The organism is Ensifer adhaerens (assembly GCF_002007205.1).
Lineage (GTDB): Bacteria > Pseudomonadota > Alphaproteobacteria > Rhizobiales > Rhizobiaceae > Ensifer > Ensifer adhaerens_D.
Genome location: NZ_LAZS01000006.1, coordinates 281,218 through 302,830, shown reverse-complemented (window position 1 = coordinate 302,830; position 21,613 = coordinate 281,218). Strand labels below are relative to the sequence as shown.

At 65.3% G+C, this 21,613-nt stretch carries 18 protein-coding genes and 1 pseudogene; 14 read left to right on the top strand and 5 right to left on the bottom strand.

Annotation, left to right across the window (positions count from 1 at the left end; translation table 11 throughout):
• Positions 1-74: 74 nt before the first annotated feature.
• Positions 75-554 carry a GNAT family N-acetyltransferase gene (locus tag XB14_RS14125; RefSeq protein ID WP_077962239.1) on the top strand — a complete coding sequence of 160 codons (480 nt, stop codon included), beginning with the start codon at positions 75-77 and terminating at the stop codon, positions 552-554.
• Between the two features lie 43 nt (positions 555-597).
• On the opposite strand, the gene XB14_RS14120 is transcribed toward XB14_RS14125, so the two are convergent.
• Positions 598-1,047: a nucleoside deaminase gene (locus tag XB14_RS14120; protein ID WP_077962238.1), complete on the bottom strand. Its 450-nt coding sequence runs from the start codon at positions 1,045-1,047 to the stop codon at positions 598-600.
• A 73-nt stretch (positions 1,048-1,120) separates the two neighbouring features.
• Here XB14_RS14120 and XB14_RS14115 point away from each other — a divergent pair, with 73 nt between their 5' ends.
• The 3 genes from XB14_RS14115 (at position 1,121) to XB14_RS14105 (ending at position 4,844) form a co-directional block, all read left to right on the top strand.
• Positions 1,121-3,313, top strand: coding sequence for a pseudouridine synthase (locus tag XB14_RS14115; RefSeq protein WP_077962237.1), 2,193 nt, complete (start codon positions 1,121-1,123; stop codon positions 3,311-3,313).
• A 6-nt stretch (positions 3,314-3,319) separates the two neighbouring features.
• Positions 3,320-3,880: a 16S rRNA (guanine(966)-N(2))-methyltransferase RsmD gene (gene rsmD, locus XB14_RS14110; RefSeq protein ID WP_077962236.1), complete on the top strand. Its 561-nt coding sequence runs from the start codon at positions 3,320-3,322 to the stop codon at positions 3,878-3,880.
• Positions 3,881-3,962: 82 nt separating this feature from the next.
• On the top strand, positions 3,963-4,844 hold the full coding sequence (locus tag XB14_RS14105; protein ID WP_077962235.1) for a patatin-like phospholipase family protein: 882 nt from the start codon (positions 3,963-3,965) through the stop codon (positions 4,842-4,844).
• Between the two features lie 41 nt (positions 4,845-4,885).
• Here the strand turns inward: XB14_RS14105 and XB14_RS14100 are convergent, their stop codons facing one another.
• Positions 4,886-6,721: a monovalent cation:proton antiporter-2 (CPA2) family protein gene (locus XB14_RS14100; RefSeq protein WP_077962234.1), complete on the bottom strand. Its 1,836-nt coding sequence runs from the start codon at positions 6,719-6,721 to the stop codon at positions 4,886-4,888.
• Positions 6,722-6,868: 147 nt separating this feature from the next.
• On the opposite strand from XB14_RS14100, the gene XB14_RS14095 reads away from it, so the two are divergent.
• The 6 genes from XB14_RS14095 (at position 6,869) to lpxK (ending at position 12,782) form a co-directional block, all read left to right on the top strand.
• Complete coding sequence (locus XB14_RS14095; RefSeq protein WP_077962916.1) at positions 6,869-8,215, top strand: TldD/PmbA family protein; 1,347 nt, start codon at positions 6,869-6,871, stop codon at positions 8,213-8,215.
• Positions 8,216-8,306: 91 nt separating this feature from the next.
• Complete coding sequence (locus tag XB14_RS14090; protein WP_077962233.1) at positions 8,307-9,122, top strand: 3'(2'),5'-bisphosphate nucleotidase CysQ; 816 nt, start codon at positions 8,307-8,309, stop codon at positions 9,120-9,122.
• Positions 9,123-9,182: 60 nt separating this feature from the next.
• Positions 9,183-9,419 (top strand): DUF4170 domain-containing protein, encoded by a 237-nt coding sequence (locus XB14_RS14085; protein ID WP_034800996.1) that lies wholly within the window; start codon positions 9,183-9,185, stop codon positions 9,417-9,419.
• A 91-nt stretch (positions 9,420-9,510) separates the two neighbouring features.
• Positions 9,511-10,824: a lipid IV(A) 3-deoxy-D-manno-octulosonic acid transferase gene (waaA, locus tag XB14_RS14080; RefSeq protein WP_077962232.1), complete on the top strand. Its 1,314-nt coding sequence runs from the start codon at positions 9,511-9,513 to the stop codon at positions 10,822-10,824.
• Positions 10,825-10,848: 24 nt separating this feature from the next.
• Positions 10,849-11,553: an HAD family hydrolase gene (locus XB14_RS14075; RefSeq protein WP_077962231.1), complete on the top strand. Its 705-nt coding sequence runs from the start codon at positions 10,849-10,851 to the stop codon at positions 11,551-11,553.
• A gap of 188 nt (positions 11,554-11,741) precedes the next feature.
• Positions 11,742-12,782 (top strand): tetraacyldisaccharide 4'-kinase, encoded by a 1,041-nt coding sequence (gene lpxK / locus XB14_RS14070; RefSeq protein WP_077962230.1) that lies wholly within the window; start codon positions 11,742-11,744, stop codon positions 12,780-12,782.
• Positions 12,783-12,839: 57 nt separating this feature from the next.
• Here lpxK and XB14_RS14065 read toward each other — a convergent pair whose 3' ends face one another.
• Both XB14_RS14065 and mutL read right to left on the bottom strand, forming a co-directional pair.
• On the bottom strand, positions 12,840-13,073 hold the full coding sequence (locus XB14_RS14065) for a DUF2093 domain-containing protein (RefSeq protein WP_077962229.1): 234 nt from the start codon (positions 13,071-13,073) through the stop codon (positions 12,840-12,842).
• A gap of 92 nt (positions 13,074-13,165) precedes the next feature.
• Positions 13,166-14,983 (bottom strand): DNA mismatch repair endonuclease MutL, encoded by a 1,818-nt coding sequence (mutL, locus tag XB14_RS14060; protein ID WP_077962228.1) that lies wholly within the window; start codon positions 14,981-14,983, stop codon positions 13,166-13,168.
• 384 nt (positions 14,984-15,367) lie between these two features.
• On the opposite strand from mutL, the gene XB14_RS14055 reads away from it, so the two are divergent.
• The gene (locus tag XB14_RS14055) at positions 15,368-17,092 is read left to right on the top strand and encodes a response regulator (protein WP_077962227.1); all 1,725 of its coding nucleotides are present in this window, start codon (positions 15,368-15,370) and stop codon (positions 17,090-17,092) included.
• A 269-nt stretch (positions 17,093-17,361) separates the two neighbouring features.
• Positions 17,362-18,708 carry a putative bifunctional diguanylate cyclase/phosphodiesterase gene (locus XB14_RS14050; protein ID WP_234804068.1) on the top strand — a complete coding sequence of 449 codons (1,347 nt, stop codon included), beginning with the start codon at positions 17,362-17,364 and terminating at the stop codon, positions 18,706-18,708.
• 6 nt (positions 18,709-18,714) lie between these two features.
• Here XB14_RS14050 and XB14_RS14045 read toward each other — a convergent pair whose 3' ends face one another.
• Positions 18,715-19,653 (bottom strand): LysR substrate-binding domain-containing protein, encoded by a 939-nt coding sequence (locus tag XB14_RS14045; RefSeq protein WP_077962226.1) that lies wholly within the window; start codon positions 19,651-19,653, stop codon positions 18,715-18,717.
• A 92-nt stretch (positions 19,654-19,745) separates the two neighbouring features.
• Here XB14_RS14045 and XB14_RS14040 point away from each other — a divergent pair, with 92 nt between their 5' ends.
• Positions 19,746-21,296 carry a trimethylamine methyltransferase family protein gene (locus XB14_RS14040; RefSeq protein ID WP_077962225.1) on the top strand — a complete coding sequence of 517 codons (1,551 nt, stop codon included), beginning with the start codon at positions 19,746-19,748 and terminating at the stop codon, positions 21,294-21,296.
• A 65-nt stretch (positions 21,297-21,361) separates the two neighbouring features.
• Positions 21,362-21,603, top strand: a pseudogene (locus tag XB14_RS33930) (N-methylproline demethylase); the annotation flags it as partial.
• Positions 21,604-21,613 lie beyond the last annotated feature (10 nt).

Genomic DNA, 21,613 nt, shown 5'->3' with positions numbered 1-21,613 from the left:
CCCTTGGATCTATGCAGTTCCGGTCGAAAGCGCGTTTGCTTGGCTGCTGGAACTGTTTGAGAAGCGCGTTAGCCATGACCATCAGCATTCGCGACGCCCGCCCGCAAGACGCCGAAACCATTCTGCGCTTCATCACCGAACTTGCCATCTACGAGAAGGAGCCCGACGCCGTCGAGGCGACGGTCGAGATGCTGCAGGCCTCGCTCTTCGGTCCCGGTGCGATCACCCGCGCGGTGATCTGCGAAAAGGATGGCAAGCCGGCGGGCTTTGCCATGTGGTTCTACAACTATTCGACCTGGCAGGCGCGCAAGGGTCTTTACCTCGAGGACCTTTACGTCACCCCGGATTGCCGCGGCTCCGGCGCCGGCAAGATGCTCTTGAAGCACCTGGCAAGGATTGCCGTCGAAGAAGGCTGCGGCCGCTTCGAATGGAGCGTGCTCGACTGGAATGAGCCGGCGATCCGCGTCTATGAATCCGTCGGCGCCGAGCCAATGTCCGAATGGACGCGCTACCGTCTCTCCGGCGCGGCCCTCGAAAGCTTTGCCGCCGACTGAAGCGATTTCAGGAAATCACGCCGCCGCAGGCGCCAGGGTCGTCTCACCGTTTCCCGGCAAAGAAATCCCTGAGGATATCGGCGGCTTCCCGCTCGGCGAGGCCTGAATAGACATCGGGCGCATGGTGGCAGGTGGGCGAGCCGAAGAAGCGTACGCCGCTGTCGACGGCACCGCCTTTCGGATCGTCGGCGCCATAGTAGAGGCGACGGATGCGCGCAAACGAAATCGCCGCCGCGCACATGGTGCAGGGCTCGAGCGTGACGTAGAGATCAGCGCCCGTCAGCCGCTCGTCGTCGAGCACAGCGGAGGCTTCACGGATCGCGACGATCTCGGCATGCGCGGTCACGTCGTTGAGTTCGCGGGTGCGGTTGCCGGCGCGCGAAATGATCCGGCCGTCGAAAACCACTACGGCGCCGATCGGCACTTCGCCGCGTTCGGCCGCCATCCGGGCCTCTTCAAGGGCCACATCCATGAAGCGTGTCGTCTCAGCCATCGCTCAAACAATAATTTCTCTTAACCCACGGGCCGCGACCTGATAGGACAGCCGCAAAAGGCAGGCAACACAAATGACATCCAAAGACAAGCCCACGCGGCCTGGCGGCAAGTCCGCCGGCCGGGACAAGAAATCGCATTTCGCCGACAAGAAGGGCGCTGCGCCGAAAAAGGCTGCAGGAGCCAAGGCTTCCGGCCCGAAGTCTTTCGGCGCCAAGGGCCCCGGCAGGAGCTTCGACGCAAAGGCGTCTGATCCCAAGGCCGGCGCTTCGCGTCCGGCCCGGGAGCGCCCGGCTGCGGCTGCAGCGGCGGGCGACGAGCCGCAGCGTATCTCGAAGATCCTGGCGCGCGCCGGCGTTGCCTCGCGTCGCGACGTCGAGCGCATGATCATGGAAGGCCGCATCAGGCTCAACGGCGTCATCCTCGACACGCCCGTGGTCAACGCCACGCTCGCCGATGCGATCGAGGTCGATGGCCAGCCGATCCGCGGCATCGAGCGCACGCGCCTCTGGCTCTACCATAAGCCGGCCGGTCTGGTGACCACCAATGCCGACCCGGAGGGACGGCCGACCGTATTCGAGAACCTGCCGGACGAGCTGCCGCGGGTTCTGTCGATCGGCCGCCTCGACATCAACACCGAGGGCCTGCTGCTCCTGACCAACGACGGCGGCCTTGCCCGCGTGCTCGAACTGCCGTCGACCGGCTGGCTGCGCCGCTACCGCGTGCGCGCCCATGGCGAGATCGATCAGGAAGCGCTCGACAAGCTGAAGGACGGCATCGCCGTCGACGGCGTGCTCTACGGCGCCATCGAAGCGACGCTCGACCGCGTCCAGGGTTCGAACGTCTGGATCACGATGGGGCTGCGCGAAGGCAAGAACCGCGAAATCAAGAACGTGCTCGGCGCGCTCGGCCTCGACGTCAACCGCCTGATCCGCATCTCCTACGGCCCGTTCCAGCTCGGCGAACTGCCGGAGGGACATGTCCAGGAAATTCGCGGACGCACGCTGCGCGACCAATTGGGACCGCGCCTGATCGAGGACGCCAAGGCGAACTTCGACGCGCCGCTCTACAACGACCAGGCAGCGACCGTTGCCGGCGATGCGTCGGACGATGATGCCGGCGACACGCGCCGGCCTGAACGTGCCAACCGCTGGGAAAAGCCCGAGGACAAGCGCGAGCGTGCGCTGTCGCGGCTCGACACCCGTCGCGACGATCGCCGTGACGGCGGCCGCAAGGAAGGCCCTCGCGGCAAGGGTGCTCCGCGTGAAGACCGCGGCGACAAGTTCGAGGACCGGCCGAAGCGCGCGCCGGCGCAGCGTGCCCGCACGGCCAACGTCTGGATGGCGCCGGGCGCCCGTCCGCTGAACGACAAGAAGGCGAAACCCGCCGAAGGCGACGCCACCGAAAAGCTCGCCCGTCGCGAACGCCCGGAAGGCGCACCGAAGTCCAAGCGCTACGGCCGCAACAAGGACGGGTTTGCAACGAAGACCACGAGCAAGTTCGACCCCGACCGCAAGGGCGGCGCGCACAGGGACTTCGATCGCGCCGATCGTCCGGCGTCAGTCGCGCCTGTGAAGCGTCGCGACGACGAGGGCGAATGGATCAGCGCCAGCGAGCCTGCCCGTCGCGGCAAGGACGAGGGCCGGGATGGCGGTTTCGGCCGGCGCAAGTCGGGCGATGCGGGTGACCGCAGGTCGCGCGATCACGGTGACCGTCCTGCGCGCCGTGACGGCGGCGACCGTCCGGCCCGTTCCGAAGGCGGACAGCGCAGCTTCTCCGACAAGCCTCGGTTCCCCCGCGCGGATGGCGATCGCCCGCCGCGCCGCGAGGGAGGTGATCGTCCGCGTGGCGACCGTCCGGCCCGCAGCGAGGGCGGCGACCGCCGGTTCGACAAGCCGCGCACTCCACGCGCCGATGGTGACCGTCCGCCGCGTCGCGAAGGCGGCGATCGTTCGTTCGGCGATCGCCCCGCACGTGCCGAGGGTGGGCCGCGCGGCTATTCCGACAAGCCAAGAGCACCACGCGCTGAGGGCGATCGCCCTCAGCGTCGCGAAGGCGGCGACCGTCCGTTTGGTGACAAGCCTCGCGGCAAGTCGTTCGGCGGCAAGCCATCTGGCGGAAAATCGTTCGGTGAGCGCTCCGGCGGCCCGCGCGGCGGCAAGCCCGGTGGCGGCAAGCCCGGCGGTGGACGTCCCGGTGGCGCTGGCCGTCCCGGTGGTGGCGGGCGCCCGGCTGGCGGCGGCAAGCCACGCGGCAGAGGAAACTAAACTGCCGTGCGGATCGTGGGCGGAGAGTTTCGGGGTCGCAGTCTCGCGACCCCCAGGTCCAACGATATCCGGCCGACCACGGACCGGACGCGCGAAAGCCTGTTCAACATCCTGAGCCACTCCTATCCGGATGCGCTCGACGGCACCCGTATGCTCGACCTCTTTGCCGGCACCGGCGCAGTCGGCATCGAGGCGCTGTCGCGCGGGTGCCGGCAGGCGCTGTTCGTCGAACAGAGCGTCGAGGGCAGGGGACTGCTGCAGACCAACATCGAGACGCTCGCGCTTCAGGGGCGGGCGAAGGTTTTCCGCCGCGATGCGACCAGTCTTGGCTCGGTCGGCACGATGGAGCCGTTTCACCTCGTCTTTGCCGATCCGCCCTACGCGAAGGGCCTCGGCGAAAGGGCCTTGCAGTCGGCAGCCGCCGGCAACTGGCTGGTCGCCGGTGCCCTGGTGATCCTTGAAGAGCGGGCGGACGTCCAGCCGGCACCGGCTGCCGTCTTCGAAAACCTCGACGTCCGGGTGTTCGGCGATACGCGCATGCACTTCTATCGCTTTCGTGGAGCCTGATGCCGTAATTTCGGTTGCTTTGCCGGGATAGGCTCAGCCGGATGACGCCACTTTCTCAACCGCCCAGCGCGGAGGCATGCCGATGAAGCAGGACCTTTCGATGACGCATGGATCGGCGGAAGCGCCCGCGCGGCCCACCGTGGCGTTGGCGCTTGGCGGTGGCGGCGCCCGCGGGCTTGCGCATATTCACGTCATCGAGGCGCTGGATGAACTGGGCATTCGGCCGGTCGCGATCGCGGGCTCGTCGATCGGCGCGATCATGGGCGCCGGCATGGCGGCCGGCCTGCGCGGCGAAGAGATCCGGGCCCATACGCTCTCGACCGTCGGCCACCGGCGCGAAGTGGTCAACCGCCTGTGGCAATTGCGGCCGTCGAGCCTTTCCGAAGCCATGGCGAGCGGCTTCCGTTTTGGCCAGTTCAATGTCGAACGGGTGCTGAAGGCCTTCCTGCCTGAGGCCATCCCGCAAAAATTCTCCGACCTCGAAATCCCGCTGAAGGTCGTCGCCACCGACTATTACGGCCAGACGGAGAAGATCTGCGAGAAGGGCGACCTCCGCAAGGCCCTGGCGGCCTCCGCGGCGCTGCCGGCGATCTTCACGCCGGTCCGGATCGACGGGCGGGTCATGATCGACGGCGGCATCTACAATCCCATTCCCTTCGATCACCTGCGCGGCCTTGCCGATATCGTCATTGCGGTCGATGTCGTCGGCGGACCGGATGGCGACGGCAAGGCGATCCCGAGCCGGATCGACAGCCTGTTTGGCGCGAGCCAGCTGATGATGCAGTCGATTATCGCCATGAAGCTGAAGGAGGGGGCGCCGGATATCCTGTTGCGTCCGGATGTCGGCCGCTACCGCGTGATGGATTTTCTGCGCGCCCAGGACGTGCTGAACGGAACGGCCGCCATCAAGGACGAATTGAAGCGCGCGCTCGAAGAGCGGATGACCGCGCCAAGGCTCATGTGAACCTTGGCCGGTGACAGCGCGCCCCTTGGCGGCATGAGAGATTAGGCGCTTTCGCGCTCGTCCTCGGGCAGGCCCGGGAGGATTCGTTCGCCCGTTTCCTGGGAGTGGTCCACCTCGCGCTTCGGCTTGACCAGCGGCTCCGGACGGACCGGCCTCGAGTGCAGCATGTCGCGGCCGGCGGTGATGCCTTCCGCCTCCTGCAGCACGAGGCGGGCCTCGTCGCGCTTGCGGATGTCGTCCATGATCGCGATCGCCTCGTCGTCGCCGACCCCCAGCGCCTCCAGCGTCTTGCGGCCGAAGAGCAGGCCGGACTCGAATGTCTCGCGCAGCTCGTAGTCGACGCCCTTGGCGCGCAGTTCCAGCGTGTGCAGACGGTCGTAGGAGCGGGCGTAGATACGCGCGTTCGGATATTCGGATTGCACGAGGTCGATGATGTGGTCGGTGGTTTCCTTCTTCTGCGTGCAGACGGCGACGATCTTGGCGCGTTCGATACCGGCGGCGCGCAGCACGTCCAGACGGTTGCCGTCGCCGAAATAGATGCGGAACCCGAAGGTCGCGGCCTGACGCACGCGCGCGGCGGAATGATCGATGATCGTCACGTCGCGCCCGCCGGCAAGCAGGATCTGCGCGGCGATCTGGCCGAAGCGGGAGAAGCCGATCATCAGCACATCGGCGCCGGCGCCCTCGAAATCCTCGTCGATCTCCTCGTCCAGTTCGTCCTGTTCGCGCATCAGCCTCGGCGCCAGCATCGAGGCAAGCGGCGTCAGCGCCATCGACAAGGTGACGATCGCCACGAGCAGGGAGGCGTCCCCATCGGAAAAGACGCCTGCAGTAGCCGCCGCCGTGAACAGCACGAAGCCGAATTCGCCGCCCTGCGGCAAGAGCAGGCTGATGCGGACCGCGTCGTTGTGCTGCGAGCCGGTGAGCCGGCAAAGCCAGTAGAGGATCAGGCTCTTCACCGCCATCAGCAGCGGCACGGCGATGATGATCAACTGGTAGCGCTCGACGATGATGCCCAGCTCCAGCGACAGGCCGACCGCCATGAAGAACAGCGCCTGCAGGATACCGCGGAACGGCTCGATATCCGCTTCGAGTTCGTGGCGATAGGAGGATTCCGCCAGGAGCACGCCGGCGAGGAAGGCACCCATGGCCATCGACAGGCCGGCAAGCTGCATCATCGTCGCAGCCCCCATGACGACGAGCAGCGCCGCCGCGATCATGACGTCGCGCGCGCCCGTGCGGCCGATGATCTGGAACAGCGGATTAACGAGATAGCGGCCGGCGGCGAAGAGGACGACGATCGCCGTGGTGGCGATCGCGAAATCCTCGAGCGGCGGCGTCGTATCCTCCGGCGCCTGCGCTGCAAGAAGCGGGATCAGCGCCAGGAGCGGCACGATCGCCAGATCCTGGAGAAGCAGGATCGAGAAGGATCGTTGCCCGAAGCGCGTATTGCGATCATTGCCTTCGTCGAGGATCTGCATGGCAAAGGCGGTCGACGAGAGCGCCAGGCCGAAGCCGGCGATGATGCTGCCGCCCTGGCCGAGAAGCCCGAGGGCATAGATGACGGAAGAAAGCACGATGCCGGTCAACACCACCTGTGCCGTGCCGAGACCGAAGATATCGCGCCGCATCTGCCAGAGACGCGAGGGTTTGAGTTCGAGCCCGATGATGAACAGAAGGAAGACGACGCCAAGTTCGGAGACATGCAGGATCTGCTCGCCCTCGGTGATGCTCTGGGCGACCGGACCGATGAGCACGCCGGCTGAGAGATAGCCGAGGATGGTGCCGAGGCCGAGCCGCTTGAAGATCGGGGCGGCCACCACCGCGCCGCCAAGCAGCATCAGCGCTTGAGAATAGATGATCGGTGTCGTTGCCATGCCTCAGGCTTTCACTATTGGGCACCCGGCCCCCGATTTGGGAGTTTTCGAGAGCGGTCATTTGCGGTGTGTGGGCGGGAATCAGGCCGATGCCCTTGATGCCTGCGTCACTGCACAATAAATGGGGCAGGAATGAAAGGCTACATCATGTCAGACACGATCGATTCCGCCGACCTCGAAAAACGCGCCTCCGAACTCGTGGATCTTGCCCGAAAGGCCGGCGCCGATGCGGCGGACGCCGTGGTGGTGCGCGGGCGCTCCCGTTCCGTCTCCGTGCGCCTCGGCAAAGTGGAGGCGACGGAAGCCTCCGAAAGTGACGATTTCTCCCTTCGCGTTTTCGTCGGGCGGCGCGTCGCCAGCGTTTCGGCCAATCCTGGTTTTGACCTGAAGCTGCTCGCCGAGCGCGCCGTCGCCATGGCCAAGGCTTCGCCGGAGGATCCCTTCGCATCGCTCGCGGACGCCGGCCGGCTGGCGAAATCCTATCCGGACCTTGATCTTTTCGATCCGACCGAAGTCTCAACCGAAAGCCTGACCGAGGAGGCCCTTGCGGCGGAAGAGGCCGCCCTTGGCGTATCGGGTGTCACGAACTCCAGTGGCGGCGGTGCTTCGGCCGGCATGGGCGGGCTGGTACTCGTCACCTCGCATGGTTTTTCCGGCTCCTACATGGCGACGCGCTTCGGCCGTTCGGTCAGCGCGATTGCCGGTGGGGGCACGAAGATGGAGCGCGACTACGATTACGACAGCCGCCTCTACGTCGCCGACCTGCGCGCTTCTGATGAGATCGGCCGCCTGGCCGGCGAGCGAGCCGTCGCGCGCCTTAACCCGCGTCAGGTTCCAACCGCCAAGAACGTCACTGTCGTCTTCGATCCGCGCATGGCGCGCGGTTTTGTCGGCCACCTGGCCGGCGCGATCAATGGCGCGGCCGTCGCCCGCAAGACGAGTTTCCTGCGCGACATGATGGGCAAGCAGATCCTGAAGTCTGGCCTTTCGGTGACGGACGACCCGCTGATCGTGCGCGGCTCCTCTTCGCGTCCCTTCGACGGCGAAGGCGTCAGCGGCGAAAAGCTCGTGATGGTCGAGGATGGCATGCTGAAGCATTGGTTCCTGTCGACCTCGGCAGCGGCCGAACTCGGGCTCGAGACCAACGGCCGCGGCGTGCGTGGCGGCCCGAGTGTCAGCCCCGCCTCGACGAACCTTGCGCTCGAGCCCGGCGCGATTTCGCGCGAGGATCTGATCCGCAGCGTCGGCACCGGCTTCTACGTCACCGAGCTCATCGGCCAGGGCGTCAACATGGTGACCGGCGAATACAGCCGCGGCGCCTCCGGCTTCTGGATCGAGAACGGCGAGCTGACCTTTGCCGTCTCTGAAGTCACGATCGCGTCCAATCTCAAGGACATGTTCATGGCGCTGACGCCGGCAGACGACATCGACCGCAAGTTTGGCGTCGCAGCACCGACGATCGCCATCGAGGGCATGACGCTCGCCGGCATCTGAGGCGGCGTATTCAAGGAACGAGACGAAGCGTGCGGCTTTGCGTCCACGCCCCGCTTCCATGGTCATGGGAGCGGGCTGAAGAGGTTTCTCAATGTCTGATGAAGCACGATTGATCGCGGATTGGGAGGCCGATCTTCAGTTGATCAAGACCGCCGCGGTCGCCGCGGGGCAAACGGCACTCGGCTATTTCCGCAAGAGCCCGGACGTCCGCTGGAAGAACGAAGGCCGCTCGCCGGTCAGCGAGGCGGATCTTGCCGCAAACGACGTGCTGAAGACGCGCCTGCTTGCGGCTCGGCCCGGTTACGGTTGGCTGTCGGAGGAGACGGACGACGACCTGAGCCGGCTCTCGCGCGAAACGGTCTTCGTCGTCGACCCGATCGATGGTACGCGTGCCTTCATCGCCGGCAAGGAACTCTGGTGTGTCAGTGTCGCTGTCGTTCACCGTGGCCAGCCCGTTGCCGGCGTGCTCTATGCCCCGGCGCTCGATGAACTCTTCGAGGCGGTCGCAGGCGGCAGTGCGCTGAAAAACGGTGCCCAAATCTCGGTGCGCGAGGCAAAACCCGGGGAAACACTGCATCTGGCGGCTGCCGAGGACACGATCGGCAAGCTTCCGGCGCCTTATCGCAGCGCCGTTACCCGTATCCCGCATGTGCCGTCGCTTGCCTATCGGCTGGCCATGGTTGCCGACGGGCGGATCGACGGCACGCTGGTGAAGAAGAACTCCCACGACTGGGACCTGGCTGCAGTAGATCTCGTTCTAGCGAGCGCCGGCGGCGCGCTGGTCGATCTCGATGCGCAGCCGCTCTCTTACAATCGATCCACTGTCGTTCACGGGGTTCTCTGCGCGGCGGCAAAGCCGCTCTTGCCGGGCCTGATCGCCGCATCGCGGTCCATGGAGCCCCATTGACCTTTGAGGCTGAATGCCTCAAATCAACGCCCACACCCAACAAGAATAAATGGAAGTCCGATGGCTCACGACACCGAGAAAAAACAACGTCTGCACCTCGTCTTCGGCGGCGAACTCACCACGCTGACTGACGTGCATTTCCGCGACCTGGACAAGCTCGATATCGTCGGCATCTACCCGGACTACGAAAGCGCCCTGACTGCCTGGAAATCCAAGGCGCAGATGACCGTCGACAACGCCCACATGCGTTACTTCATCGTCCACATGCACCGTCTGCTCGATCCGGAAAACGGCTGATGCCGATGAGGTCGGGATGCGCGGTACTTACCCGCATGCCAGTCGCCCTTAAGTCTCTCCAGGCCGGAACGGCTGGGGAAGGTGGCCTGTCATGAGCAGCTTTCGCGCGCGCCTGGCGCTCTCCAGCTACCGCTGGATAGGCTCGGCCATCTATCCCCTCGTTTGGTCCTACCTTGCCATCCGCGCCGCGAAGGGCAAGGAGGATCCTGCACGCCGTCGCGAGCGTTACGGCCATGCCAGCGAGCCGCGGCCGCAGGGCCCCCTCGTCTGGTTCCACGCGGCAAGCGTCGGCGAGACCAACGCCGTCATCCCGATGATCAAGGAAATCAGGCGGCGCGGCATCCATGTCGTCCTGACGACAGGGACGATGACCTCGGCGCGGGTCGTTGCCGAGCGCCTGGGTTCGGCGGTCATCCACCAGTATGTCCCGCTCGATTTCAAGCCGGCCGTCAGCCGGTTCCTGAACTACTGGGAGCCCGATCTGGCGATCATCGCCGAGTCGGAAATCTGGCCGATGACCATCCTGGAACTCGGCCGTCGCCATATCCCGCAGGTCCTGGTGAACGGGCGCATGTCCGACCGGACCTTCGCGCGCTGGAAGCGCCGGCCGGCGCTTGCCGACGCGCTGTTCGAAAATCTCGCGCTCGTCATTGCCCAGTCCGATGTCGATGCCGAACGTTTCCGCACGCTCGGGGCCTTGCCGGTCATGGTGTCGGGCAACCTCAAGGTCGACACCGACGCGCCGCCGCACGATCCGCAGGCGCTGAAAGAGTATCGCCAGCAGATCGGCGCGCGCAAAACCTGGGCGGCGATCTCGACCTTCGACGGAGAAGAGGCAGCCGCCGGCGTCGTGCACCGTGCGCTCAAGGAGCGTACCGGCCTTCTGACGATCATCGTTCCGCGCCATCCCGATCGCAGCGACGCCATCGAGGCGGCGCTGACGGCCAAGGGACTGAAGGTCGCCCGGCGCACGCGCCGCGACGCGCTGACCCCTGACGTCGATATCTTCCTCGGCGACACGATCGGCGAAATGGGCCTCTATCTTCGCCTGACCGAGGTAGCCTTTGTCGGCCGTTCGCTGTTCGCCGAAGGCGGCCAGAACCCGCTGGAGCCGGCGATGCTCGGCTGCGCCATCCTTTCGGGCGGCAACGTCCAGAACTTTCGCGAGACCTATCAGACGCTGGCCAAGAACGGCAGCGCCAAGATCGTGCGCGACGTCGAGATGCTGGCCAAGGGCGTCAACTATCTGCTCGCCAACGACGACATGCGTCGCTCGATGATCGATGCCGGCCTTGAAACCGTGCAAGAGATGCGCGGCGCCCTGTCGGCGACGATGAAGGGGCTCGAGCCCTACATCAATCCGCTCGTCGTCAAGGCGCGCCTCAACCCGCCGACCGATAACTGATCCAGCAGGAGACGAAGCCTCGTCATGACCGCAGCCAAAGCCATCGCCGGCATCCTGTTCGACAAGGATGGAACCCTGCTCGACTACGCAAAGAGCTGGGTGCCGGTGAACTACGAACTGGCGCGGATCGCGGCAAAGGGTGACGAGGCATTGGCGCGCACGCTGCTTGCGGCCGGCGGCATGGATGCCGATTCCGGCCACGTACTGCCCGACAGCCTGCTTGCCGCCGGCAACACGGTCGAGATCGCGACCGGCTTCGTTGGCGCAGGAGCGCCCTTCACGATTGCCGAATTGACGGCGCTGCTCGACGGTCTGTTCGCGCGCTCGGCGGAATATGCCGTTCCGGTGACCGACCTCGGCGCCTTTTTCGCGGGGCTGCACGCCAAGGGCTATCGTCTCGGTGTCGCCTCCAGCGACAACGAGCGTTCGATCCGCGAAACGGCGAAGCGCTTCGGTTTCGAAGCCTACCTGCACTATGTGGCGGGCTATGACAGCGGTTACGGCGTCAAGCCGGAGCCGGGCATGGTGCTTGGCTTTTGCGCCGCCACCGGTCTTGAGCCGCAGCAGGTGGTTGTCGTCGGCGACAACAATCACGACATGCACATGGGGCGCAATGCCGGCGTCGGCATGACGGTCGCGGTCCTCACGGGCACCGGCTCGCGCCAGTTGCTTGCGGCCGCCTCGGATCATTGCCTCTCTGATATCACCGAACTCGAGGCTGTCCTCTAGGGATTTTGCCTCAGCGCTCGCAGGCTGCAGCGGCCAAGCTCGGCGTTGGCTTGCCCGGGACATCTCCATAGCTTGCGTTTTTTTCCGTTCTGACGTTTTTTGTCGCAATCCGTCGGCTGGGGCCGGCGAACAAACCGTCCCTCCCGGAAAAGGAAGGACCTGAGCGGCCGGGAGGCCACGGAACGAAGATGGTATCGGAAGCGCCGCCATTCTGGTGGACCAAGGCGGATTGGCGTGCGCGCGCCTTGTGGCCGTTCTCATGGGTTTACGGGCGGATTGCCGGCATGCGCATGGATCGCGCGCGACGGGTCTCGGTGCCGGTGCCGGTCATCTGCATCGGCAACTTCACCGTCGGTGGTGCCGGCAAGACGCCGACCTCCATCGCGCTTGCCCGCGTCATCCGAGAGAAGGGGCTGAAGCCCGGCTTCCTGAGCCGCGGCTATGGCGGCTCGCTCGACGTGACGACCGTCGTCGATCTGGAACATCACCGCGCCCGCGATGTCGGCGACGAGCCGTTGCTGCTGGCGAAGGAGGCACTGACCGTCGTCTGCCGCCGCCGCGTCGATGGTGCCCGCCGGCTGGTGAAGGAAGGCGTCGACATCATCATCATGGACGACGGCTTCCAGAGCGCGCGGCTGGCTTTCGATTTTGCGCTGCTGGTGATCGATTCTCGCCGCGGCATCGGCAACGGCTATCTGGTGCCGGCAGGTCCGGTGCGAGCGCCGCTTTCCAACCAGCTCCGCCACGCCACGGCCCTGCTCAAGATCGGCGACGGAACCGAGGCCGACGCCCTGATCCGGCGCGCCGCCCGCGCCGGCAAGCAGATCTACGAAGCGGAGGTTGAAAGACGCGACGACGGATCGCTCGCCGGCGTCAAGGTGCTGGCCTGGGCGGGCATTGCCGATCCCGAGAAGTTCTATCGCACCGTCAGGGAGACGGGTGCCGTGATCGAAGAAACCCGCAGCTTTCCCGATCACCACCATTTCTCCGAGGACGAAATCGCCGATCTGCTCGACCGGGCGGCGGCCCTCGGCTGCCGGCTCGTCACCACCTCCAAGGATCTGGTTCGTCTGGAGCCTGGCCATGGCCGCGCCGCCGAGCTCGCTGAGGCCAGCCGGGTGATCGAGATCGACGTGCGCTTCGACGACCCCATGGCGCCCCGCAAGATCATCGAGACGGCGCTTGCCGCTGCGCGCGCTCGCAAGCTGCGCGAAGGCATAGGGAAGTAGCGGCGCCAGTCGCGCCGTGCTGTTGAGTGGACCGGTGCTCGCGTTCGAAGGGTGTGGCTAGCGACGCTGGTTGGGCAGGGCGCCTGCGCGTTTTTCCGCCTCGAGCGAGGCTTCCGCGTCGACATAGGGTTCCTGCCGGGCGACGCTCCAGTAGCGCAGCTCATCGACAGGGATGGTGTTGCCGGTCATCGCGCAGATCACGTGCGAGCCCGCAAGCACGATCTGAAAGTCGCCGTCGAGATAACGGATCTTCGCTTCGCGCGAAGCACTTCCTTCAAACCGGTTCATCATGCTCGGCGCCTATTTCCGTCTTCGTGGATGGTTCTCTGGTCTAGCTTGCCATCCGGAAAAATGCCAGTCGCATTTCGCCAGGCGGCGGAAGATCAGCTCCGGCCGAACAGCCGTTCGATATCGGAGAGCTTGAGTTCGATATAGGTTGGCCGGCCGTGATTGCACTGGCCGGAGCCGGGCGTCGCCTCCATTTGCCTCAGAAGCGCGTTCATCTCTTCTGTGCGCATGCGGCGCCCAGAGCGCACCGATCCGTGGCAGGCCATGGTCGCGGCGAGATATTCGAGCCGGCTCGTCAGTCCGTTTGCCGTATCCCATTCGGCAAGCTCGTCGGCGAGCTGGCGCACGAGGCCGACGGCGTCCATTTCGCCAAGCATCGCCGGCGTTTCACGCACGGCGATCGCGCCGGGGCCGAAGCGCTCGATCGCCAGGCCAAGGCGGGAGAACTCGTCCGCGTGCGCCATCAGCCGGTCGCAGTCGTCCTCGGGAAGATCGACGATCTCCGGGATCAGCAGCGCCTGGGCGGCAACCGGCCGCGAATGCAGCGCCGTGCGCATCGCCTCGAACACCAGTCGCTCGTGGGCGGCATGCTGGTCGACGATGACGAGGCCGTCGTCGGTCTGGGCGACGATGTAGTTTTCATGCAGCTGCGCACGCACGGCGCCGAGCGGGAAGGATTGCGGCACTGCCGGTTGCGGGGCTTCCGGTGCCGGCACCGGCGTCTCCCGCTCGAACGGGGTGGCGACGCGCGCTGAAGGGGCGGAAAACGCCGCAAAGCTCGCCTGTGGGGGTTCGCCGAGATGGCGCAGCATGGTGTCGAACTGTGTCGGCCGCGAAGGGGACGTCTCGGCGCTCCAGGGCTGCGGTCGGTAATCGCCGGAACGGAAGGCCTGCATCATGCCGCGCGCGCCCGTGGTCGCGGCCCGGTCGCCTTCCCGTGTCAAGGCTTGGCGGATCGCGCCGATGATCAGCCCGCGGATGAGGCCGGGGTCGCGGAAGCGCACGTCAGACTTGGCCGGATGCACGTTGACGTCGACGAGCGCCGGGTCGAGGGTGATCGACAGCACGGCGACAGGGTAGCGGCCGCTCGGGATCGTCTCGGAATAGGCGGCCCGGATCGCCGACAGCAGCATTTTGTCCTGCACCGGACGGCCGTTGACGAAGACGTATTGCTGCAGCGAGTTGCCGCGATTGTAGGTCGGCACGCCGGCAAAGCCGGTCAGTTCCACGTCTTCCCGCGCCGCGTCGATCTCGATCGCATTGTCGCGGAAATCCTTGCCGAGCACCTGCGCCATGCGCGCCAGCCGGTCGTCGCCGGTCGCCGGGAATTCGAGCGTCGAGCGGTCGCTGCCGGAGATCACGAAACGGACTGCCGGGAAGGCGATCGCCATGCGGCGCACCACTTCCGAAATGGCCGCCGCTTCCGCCTTCTCGGTCTTCATGAACTTCAGTCGGGCAGGGGTGGCGAAGAAGAGGTCGCGCACTTCGACGACCGTGCCGGTGTTGGCCGGCGACGGGCGGACCGCCTCGGTCTTGCCGCCGGTGACGGCAATGACCGCGCCCTCGCCGGCGCCGGCCGTGCGCGTCGTGATCGACAGCCGGGCGACCGAACCGATCGACGGCAGCGCCTCGCCGCGGAAGCCGAGGGTGCGGATGTCGAACAGGCTGTTGTCGAGCTTCGACGTGCAATGCCGGCGGACCGCAAGCTCAAGGTCGCCAGGCGTCATGCCCGAGCCGTTGTCGGTGACGCGCAGCAGCGTCTTGCCGCCGCCGGCGGTCGCGATCTCGATGCGGGTCGCGCCGGCGTCGAGCGCATTCTCGATCAGCTCCTTGGCGGCGCTGGCGGGACGTTCGATCACTTCGCCGGCGGCGATCTGGTTGATGAGGGTTTCTGAAAGCTGCTTGATGGCCATGGCCCATTTTCCGGGATTCGCCACGGAAACGGAAGAGGGAACGGTACCTCGTCCCCGATCACGAGCGCGTGCGGCCGTCGTCCTTGAAAAAGGAGCAAGGGTTTAATCAGCCCTTAACACTCTGCTGCGATTTTCCACAACAACCTGAATGATCATGGGTTTTGTCTTTTGAGCCTTGCGGCGTAGCTGGACGCCGCACTCTCACCGCTCGAAGAGACGCCTGCCAAGGCTCCCCAGCATGTCCCGAAATGAAACCGCCGCTGCAGCGCCGCGCGTCCAGTCAAGACGCGGCAGGCCGTTGCGGCACTTTGAATGGCTGCCTGTTCCCCCCAAAAATCCAAGGCGATCCAGGGATACATGCGCTAGGCGAGTGAGGACAGTGCGATGAGCGATGGGGCGCCGAGCGGCGCGGACATCAACAGGGTCATTCTTGAGTCGAGTTGCGACGCGCTCGGCATGGCTGTGCTTGTCTGCGGTCGGGACGATACCATTCTCTTTGCCAGCCGCACGATGCTGCAGTTTTTCCCAGTGCCGGCGGAGGCCTTGATGCCGGGCACGCGGCTGAGAGATTTTCTCGGTGCCGTCTATGATACCGGTGTGCGTCCGGGCACCGTTCCGGAGAGCAGCCGTCGGCGCACCAACCGAGAGGATTGGATTGCCGAACACATGGCGCTGCACTGGCGCGAGCGCTACGAGAGCGTCGAGCGCGCCGGCCGCACCCGCTGGGTCTCGATGCGCAAGCGGCGGCTGTCGAGCGGCATGGGCATCCTGTCGATCAGCGACGTCTCCGACCAGAAGAAGCGTGACGAACAGCTGCAGACGGACCTGGAACGGGTCGAACTGACCGAACAGATCCTCGACGCCCAGCCCAATCCCATCTGCGTCAAGGACCGCAACCTCAACTATATCGCCGTCAACAAGGCCTTCTGCCTGATCCATGACCTGGCGCAGGACGCCATCCTCGGCCGGTCGGCCTGGGATCTGGTCGAAAGCGAGCTGGCGGAGCGGTTCGAACAGTCCGACCGGATGGTGCTTGAAAGCGGCAAGCCGCATTCGCAGGCCGAGCACATCGTGCGCGCCGATGGCAGCGATCTCTGGGTGCTGACCCGCAAATACCGCGTCGGCATGCCCGGCCGCCATTTCGTCGTGACCTGCATGAACGACGTGACCGATATCGCCGTCTGGTACCAGAGCGGCGAGGAGCCTCCGGCCGCAGCCAGCCTGCAGATCCGCGACTACAGCATCTTCGCCGCGGCGCAGAATTTCTACGATCCCTTCCGGGCGCTGAATGTGCAGCAGCTGGTCGAGGCGGGCTCGATGATCGAAACCTTGCCCGCGCGCGGCCTTCGGGTCCTTCTCGCGACGGACGACCGGTCACTGGAGGAACGGCTTGTCGCCCGGCTGCGCGGCTCAGGGCTCGACGCCTGCGCCGTTCGCGATGCCGACGAATTGCAGGCCTTCTGCGCTGCCATCGACGAGGCGGGGCTGAAGCTCGATATCCTGTTGCTCGACACGGCCTTTCCGGAGCGGCAGAAGATCGCCAACGCCTGGCGCGATAGTCCGATCCTGCCGGTATCCGTGGAACACGACGGCGCCGCGGTGCTTGCGGACGTCTTTCGCGTCTGCTCCGAGCGGGCAGGCGTAGCCTCGCCTCAGCAATCGGAGTGGTCGCTGTCGTTCGAGGCCGAGGAGATCGCGCCGCCGCCGCCGGCGCCCCAGGTCGATGTGCTCGTCGCCGAGGACAACCAGATCAACCAGTTCGTCTTCACCCAGATCCTCGAAGGGCTCGGCGTTTCGCACCGGATCGCCGCCAACGGCCGGGAGGCCGTCGAACTCTGGCACGAGCTGCAGCCGGCCCTGGTGCTGATGGATGTGTCGATGCCGGTCATGAACGGATTTGACGCCACCGTCGCGATCCGGGCGGCCGAGAAGGGGCGCGGACAGAAAACGCCGATCATCGGGGTTACCGCTCAGGCTTTGGACATCGACCTGCAGCAATGCAAGACATCCGGCATGGACGACCATATCATGAAGCCGGTGAGCCCCGACATGATCGAGGCGGTGCTGCGCAAGTTCATGCCCGTGAAGGCGATACGAACGGCAGGTTGAGTGAGAAGCGTGTCAACTCGCTAGAATTGGGGAGGCCTATGGCAAATCTTGGAGCGGCGCGATATCGGATTATTAACCGCCGATTGCGATCGTCTGCACCGAATTGCCGCTAAAGTGTAGAGCCTCATCCGTATGCATCGCATCCACCTCGCTGCCCAAGCCCCGGTCGTGTCGGAAAGGCACAGCCGGTCTGCGCCGTGGTGCGGACAAGCGTCGGCGGCAGGGGCCGTCGGGTGCCGTTCCTGCCGAGTGCATGGGGGATGGCGATGATGACAGCGGAAACGCCTTACCATCGCATTGGCCGCGATGTGCCCGCCGCCTGGGGCGACGTCGATCCGCTGACCGGGCTCGGCAACGCCCGTTGCCTGCGCAAAAGCGTGCTTGATCTTGCCGAGGAACGGGCCAGCGATCCGGCCCCGTTCACCATCGGCCTTGCCAATATTGACGGTTTCAAGCCGATCAATGACCTGTTCGGGCCGGAGGCGGGCGACGAGATCCTCTGCCAGGTGGCGTATCGCCTGAAAGCCTGTGCGCCCGAGGGCGCCACGATCACCCGTTTCGACAGCGATGAATTTGCCTTCGTGCTGCCGCTCATCTTCGAGCGCAAGGGTGCGGAAAAGATCGGGCAGATGCTGAAGGAGGTGCTGTCGGCTCCCTTCGATCTCGGCGACCGCCACGTTCGCCTTTCCGCCTCCTTCGGTTTTGCCGTTTATCCCTTCGCGGGCGAGGTGTTCGAGGATCTCCTCAAGAGCGCCGATACCGCGCTCTATCGTTCGAAGCGCCGCGGCCGCGGGCAGATCACCGTCTATTCGCAGGAGATCGCCCAGGAGATGAAGCGCGCGACGCAGCTTGAGCAGGCGCTGCGCAATGCCATCATCGCCAACGAGGTCGACGTGCATTTCCAGCCGATCGTCGATCTGCGCAACGACGCGGTCGTCGGCTTCGAGGCCCTGGCGCGCTGGTGCGATGCCGATCTCGGCTATGTCTCGCCGGCGGTGTTCGTGCCGCTCGCCGAGGAGCGCGGTTTTATCGATTCGCTCGCCGAGGTGCTGCTGCGCAAGGCGGCCCACGCAGCACTTTCCTGGCCGAAGGAGCTCTTCCTCTCCTTCAATCTCTCCTCGGCGCAGCTGATGGACCCGACGACCAGCCGGCGCCTTCTGTCGATCATCAGCCAGATCGGCCTCGATCCGCGGCGCCTGGAGCTGGAGATCACCGAGACTGCCGTCATGGCCGACGCGGATATCGCCCAGAAGATCGTCGCGGAACTGCGCGCCGCCGGCGTTCGCGTCTCGCTCGACGACTTCGGCACGGGCCAGTCGAGCCTCGGCCGCCTGCGCGACTTCTCCTTCGACAAGGTCAAGATCGACCGCGCCTTCGTCTCGCGTATCTCTGCCGATCGCGCCTCGGAGCACATCATCAAGGCGATCGTGTCGATGTGCGAGGGACTTGAGCTCGAGGTCGTGGCCGAAGGCATCGAGGACTTTTCCGAAGCCTTGAAATTAAAGGCGCTCGGCTGCGGGCTGGGCCAGGGTTACTTCTATGGAAAGCCCGCCGATGCGGTGGCGACGATGCGCTACCTCGCCGATCGCTACCGCGATCTGCCCGCCCAGGCCTGACTGGGGCTAACCCTCGGTTCCAGACATTGCCGCGCGGTCGCGCCGTCCTTCATCCAGCAGCCAGTCACGCACCCTTTTGGCCTGCGCATTCAGTTCGCGCGATCGCGGCCAAACGACGTAGAAGGCAAGACCCGTCCTCAGCACGTGTTCGGCGACCGGAACCAGCGTGCCCGAGCGGATCTGCGGATAGATCAGATGTTCCCATCCGAGCGCCACGCCTTCGCCGGAAAGCACTGCCTGGATCACCAGGACATAGTCGTTGATCGAGAGCCGCCGCGCCTGTTTCGGATAGGCAAGGCCGGCGCTTGAAAACCACTCGGTCCAGTCGCAGGCGCGGCGAACCGGCTCTTCCAGGTGGATGAGATTGTGCCCCGGCAGGTCGGCGGCTGTTTTCGGCAGGCCGTGCCGCGCGATATAGGCGGGCGTGGCGACCGCGTTGACCACCTCCTCGGCGAGCAGGGCGGCATGGTAGCGCGGCCAATGGCTGGGGTCGCCGCCGCGAATGCCGAGCGGGATCGGCTCCTCCTCGAGATCGAGGTCGCGCACGCTGGTCTGGATCCTGAGGTCGATCTCCGGCAGGTCCTCGCGCATGCGGTTGAGCCGTGGCAGCATCCACATCGAGGCAAAGGCGGTCGACGCCGCTAGCGTGACATTGGTTTCGCGACCCTTGGCGCGAATGTCCTCCGCCGACTTCTGGATACGTGACAGGCCCACCGACACGTCGGCATGAAATTTCTCACCTGCTTCGGTGAGTTCCACCGCCCGGTGCACGCGATGAAACAGCGGCACGCCCAGCTGCTCCTCGAGGCCGCGCACGGCGTAGGAGACCGCCGCCTGGGTCATGCCGAGCTCGTTGGCGGCGCGGGTGAAGTTCTGGTGGCGGCCGGCGGCCTCGAACACGATGAGGCTTGCGGCGGAAGGAAGCAGGCGGCGCAGATTTTCCATAAATCATGCTTATAGCATGGATCGAATTTTTCCAGCGTTACAGCGTAATTTTTCGCCCATAGCATCATCTCAGATCATGGGAGGAAACGGACATGGATACGGCACTGGCAGCAGGCGAGGCGGCGCCGAGACGGACGCGCGGCGCACGGCCGAACCGGCGCGAGGGCGCAGGACGCAGCCTCGGCGTTCCCTACATCATCAGAAACATTCCGACCTACGACATCCTCGGCGAGGAAAGCCTGTTGCGCATCGAGGCCGTCGCCGATCGCATCCTCTCGGAAGTCGGCATCGAGTTTCGCGACGACCCGGTTTCGCTCGATCACTGGCGAACGGCCGGCGCAAAGGTCGATGGTGTGCGGGTGACCTTCGAGCCGGGCATGCTCAAGGAGATCGTCTCCTCGGCGCCACGGCAGTTCACCCAGCATGCCCGCAATGCCGCGCGCAACATTGAGATCGGCGGCAACAACGTCGTCTTCTCGCCGGCCTATGGCTCTCCCTTTGTCATGGACCTCGACAAGGGTCGGCGCTACGGCACGATCGAGGACTTCCGCAACCTGATCAAACTGGCGCAGTCGAGCCCCTGGCTGCACCATTCCGGCGGCACGATCTGCGAGCCGGTCGACGTGCCCGTCAACAAGCGCCACCTCGACATGGTCTACAGCCACATCAAGTATTCCGACCGTGCCTTCATGGGCTCGATCACGGCGGAAGACCGGGCCGAAGATTCGATCGAGATGGCCCGCATTCTTTTCTGCCGTGATTTCGTCGACCGAAATTGCGTCATCCTCGGCAACGTCAACGTCAACTCGCCGCTCGTTTGGGACGGAACCATGACGAAATCGCTGCGCGCCTATGCGCGGGCAAACCAGGCCGCCGTCATCGTGCCCTTCATCCTCGGCGGCGCCATGGGGCCGGTCACCAATGCCGGCGCGATTGCCCAGTCCTATGCCGAAACACTCGCCGGCTGTGCGCTGACACAGCTCGAACGCAAGGGCGCGCCGGTTATCTTCGGTAACTTTTTGTCGTCCATGTCGCTGCGCTCGGGCTCGCCGACTTTCGGCACGCCGGAACCGGCGATCGGCAGCATGGTCGTCGGCCAGCTTGCGCGCCGGCTCGGCCTGCCGTTGCGCTGCGCCGGCAACTTTTCCAACTCCAAGCGGCCGGACGCGCAGGCGATGCAGGAAGGCGCGATGTCGATGCTGTCGGCGGTGCATTGCGGCGCCAATTTCATCCTGCATTCGGCCGGTTTCGTCGATGGGCTGCTGGCCATGTCCTACGAGAAGTTCGTGATGGACACCGACTTCTGCGGCGCGCTGCATTCCTACCTCGCCGGCGTCGTCGTCGATGACAACACCCTGGCGATGGACGCCTTCCTGCAGGTCGGTCCCGGCAGCCACTTCCTCGGCTGCGACCACACCATGCGCAACTATCAGACCGCCTTCTGGGATTCGGCACTCTCCGACAACGAGCCCTTCGAGAAGTGGGTCGAGGAGGGCGAGACGGACATGGCGACGCGGGCGAACCGCGCCTGGAAGAAAACGCTCGCCGAATACGAAGCGCCGCCTTTGGATGTGGCGATCGACGAGGCCCTGGTCGACTACGTCACGCGCCGCAAGGAGAGCATGGCGGATGCCTGGTACTGATCGGTACTGATCGGGACCCTATCGCCTGAGACCCGGCTCGGATTTCTCCGAAAGGGCAGGCGATGCGTGTGGCGCAAGTGGTGGTCGAGCATGGCACCTTGCCGATAGACGACCTCTATCGTGAACTGAAACCGCTCTCGCGCAATCTGGGCGCGGTCGATTACAAGGCGCTGCTTCGTGGTGAAAACCCGATCCGGTAGAGAAATCCCGCTGGCAGCTTCGACATGTTCCGCATGGCGATACCGTCGCCAGCCGCAACATTCATGCGGGCATCTACGATGCCCTGCGCTATGAAGTGCTCGTCTGAACACGGCAAG

Excerpts from the sequence above, each read along its gene's own strand:
- XB14_RS14125 (WP_077962239.1), top strand. The coding sequence starts at position 75 with ATGACCATCAGCATTCGCGACGCCCGCCCGCAAGACGCCGAAACCATT.
- XB14_RS14120 (WP_077962238.1), bottom strand. The coding sequence starts at position 1,047 with ATGGCTGAGACGACACGCTTCATGGATGTGGCCCTTGAAGAGGCCCGG.
- XB14_RS14115 (WP_077962237.1), top strand. The coding sequence starts at position 1,121 with ATGACATCCAAAGACAAGCCCACGCGGCCTGGCGGCAAGTCCGCCGGC.
- XB14_RS14105 (WP_077962235.1), top strand. The coding sequence starts at position 3,963 with ATGAAGCAGGACCTTTCGATGACGCATGGATCGGCGGAAGCGCCCGCG.
- XB14_RS14100 (WP_077962234.1), bottom strand. The coding sequence starts at position 6,721 with ATGGCAACGACACCGATCATCTATTCTCAAGCGCTGATGCTGCTTGGC.
- XB14_RS14095 (WP_077962916.1), top strand. The coding sequence starts at position 6,869 with ATGTCAGACACGATCGATTCCGCCGACCTCGAAAAACGCGCCTCCGAA.
- XB14_RS14090 (WP_077962233.1), top strand. The coding sequence starts at position 8,307 with ATGTCTGATGAAGCACGATTGATCGCGGATTGGGAGGCCGATCTTCAG.
- XB14_RS14085 (WP_034800996.1), top strand. The coding sequence starts at position 9,183 with ATGGCTCACGACACCGAGAAAAAACAACGTCTGCACCTCGTCTTCGGC.
- waaA (WP_077962232.1), top strand. The coding sequence starts at position 9,511 with ATGAGCAGCTTTCGCGCGCGCCTGGCGCTCTCCAGCTACCGCTGGATA.
- XB14_RS14075 (WP_077962231.1), top strand. The coding sequence starts at position 10,849 with ATGACCGCAGCCAAAGCCATCGCCGGCATCCTGTTCGACAAGGATGGA.
- lpxK (WP_077962230.1), top strand. The coding sequence starts at position 11,742 with ATGGTATCGGAAGCGCCGCCATTCTGGTGGACCAAGGCGGATTGGCGT.
- XB14_RS14065 (WP_077962229.1), bottom strand. The coding sequence starts at position 13,073 with ATGATGAACCGGTTTGAAGGAAGTGCTTCGCGCGAAGCGAAGATCCGT.
- mutL (WP_077962228.1), bottom strand. The coding sequence starts at position 14,983 with ATGGCCATCAAGCAGCTTTCAGAAACCCTCATCAACCAGATCGCCGCC.
- XB14_RS14055 (WP_077962227.1), top strand. The coding sequence starts at position 15,368 with ATGAGCGATGGGGCGCCGAGCGGCGCGGACATCAACAGGGTCATTCTT.
- XB14_RS14050 (WP_234804068.1), top strand. The coding sequence starts at position 17,362 with ATGACAGCGGAAACGCCTTACCATCGCATTGGCCGCGATGTGCCCGCC.
- XB14_RS14045 (WP_077962226.1), bottom strand. The coding sequence starts at position 19,653 with ATGGAAAATCTGCGCCGCCTGCTTCCTTCCGCCGCAAGCCTCATCGTG.
- XB14_RS14040 (WP_077962225.1), top strand. The coding sequence starts at position 19,746 with ATGGATACGGCACTGGCAGCAGGCGAGGCGGCGCCGAGACGGACGCGC.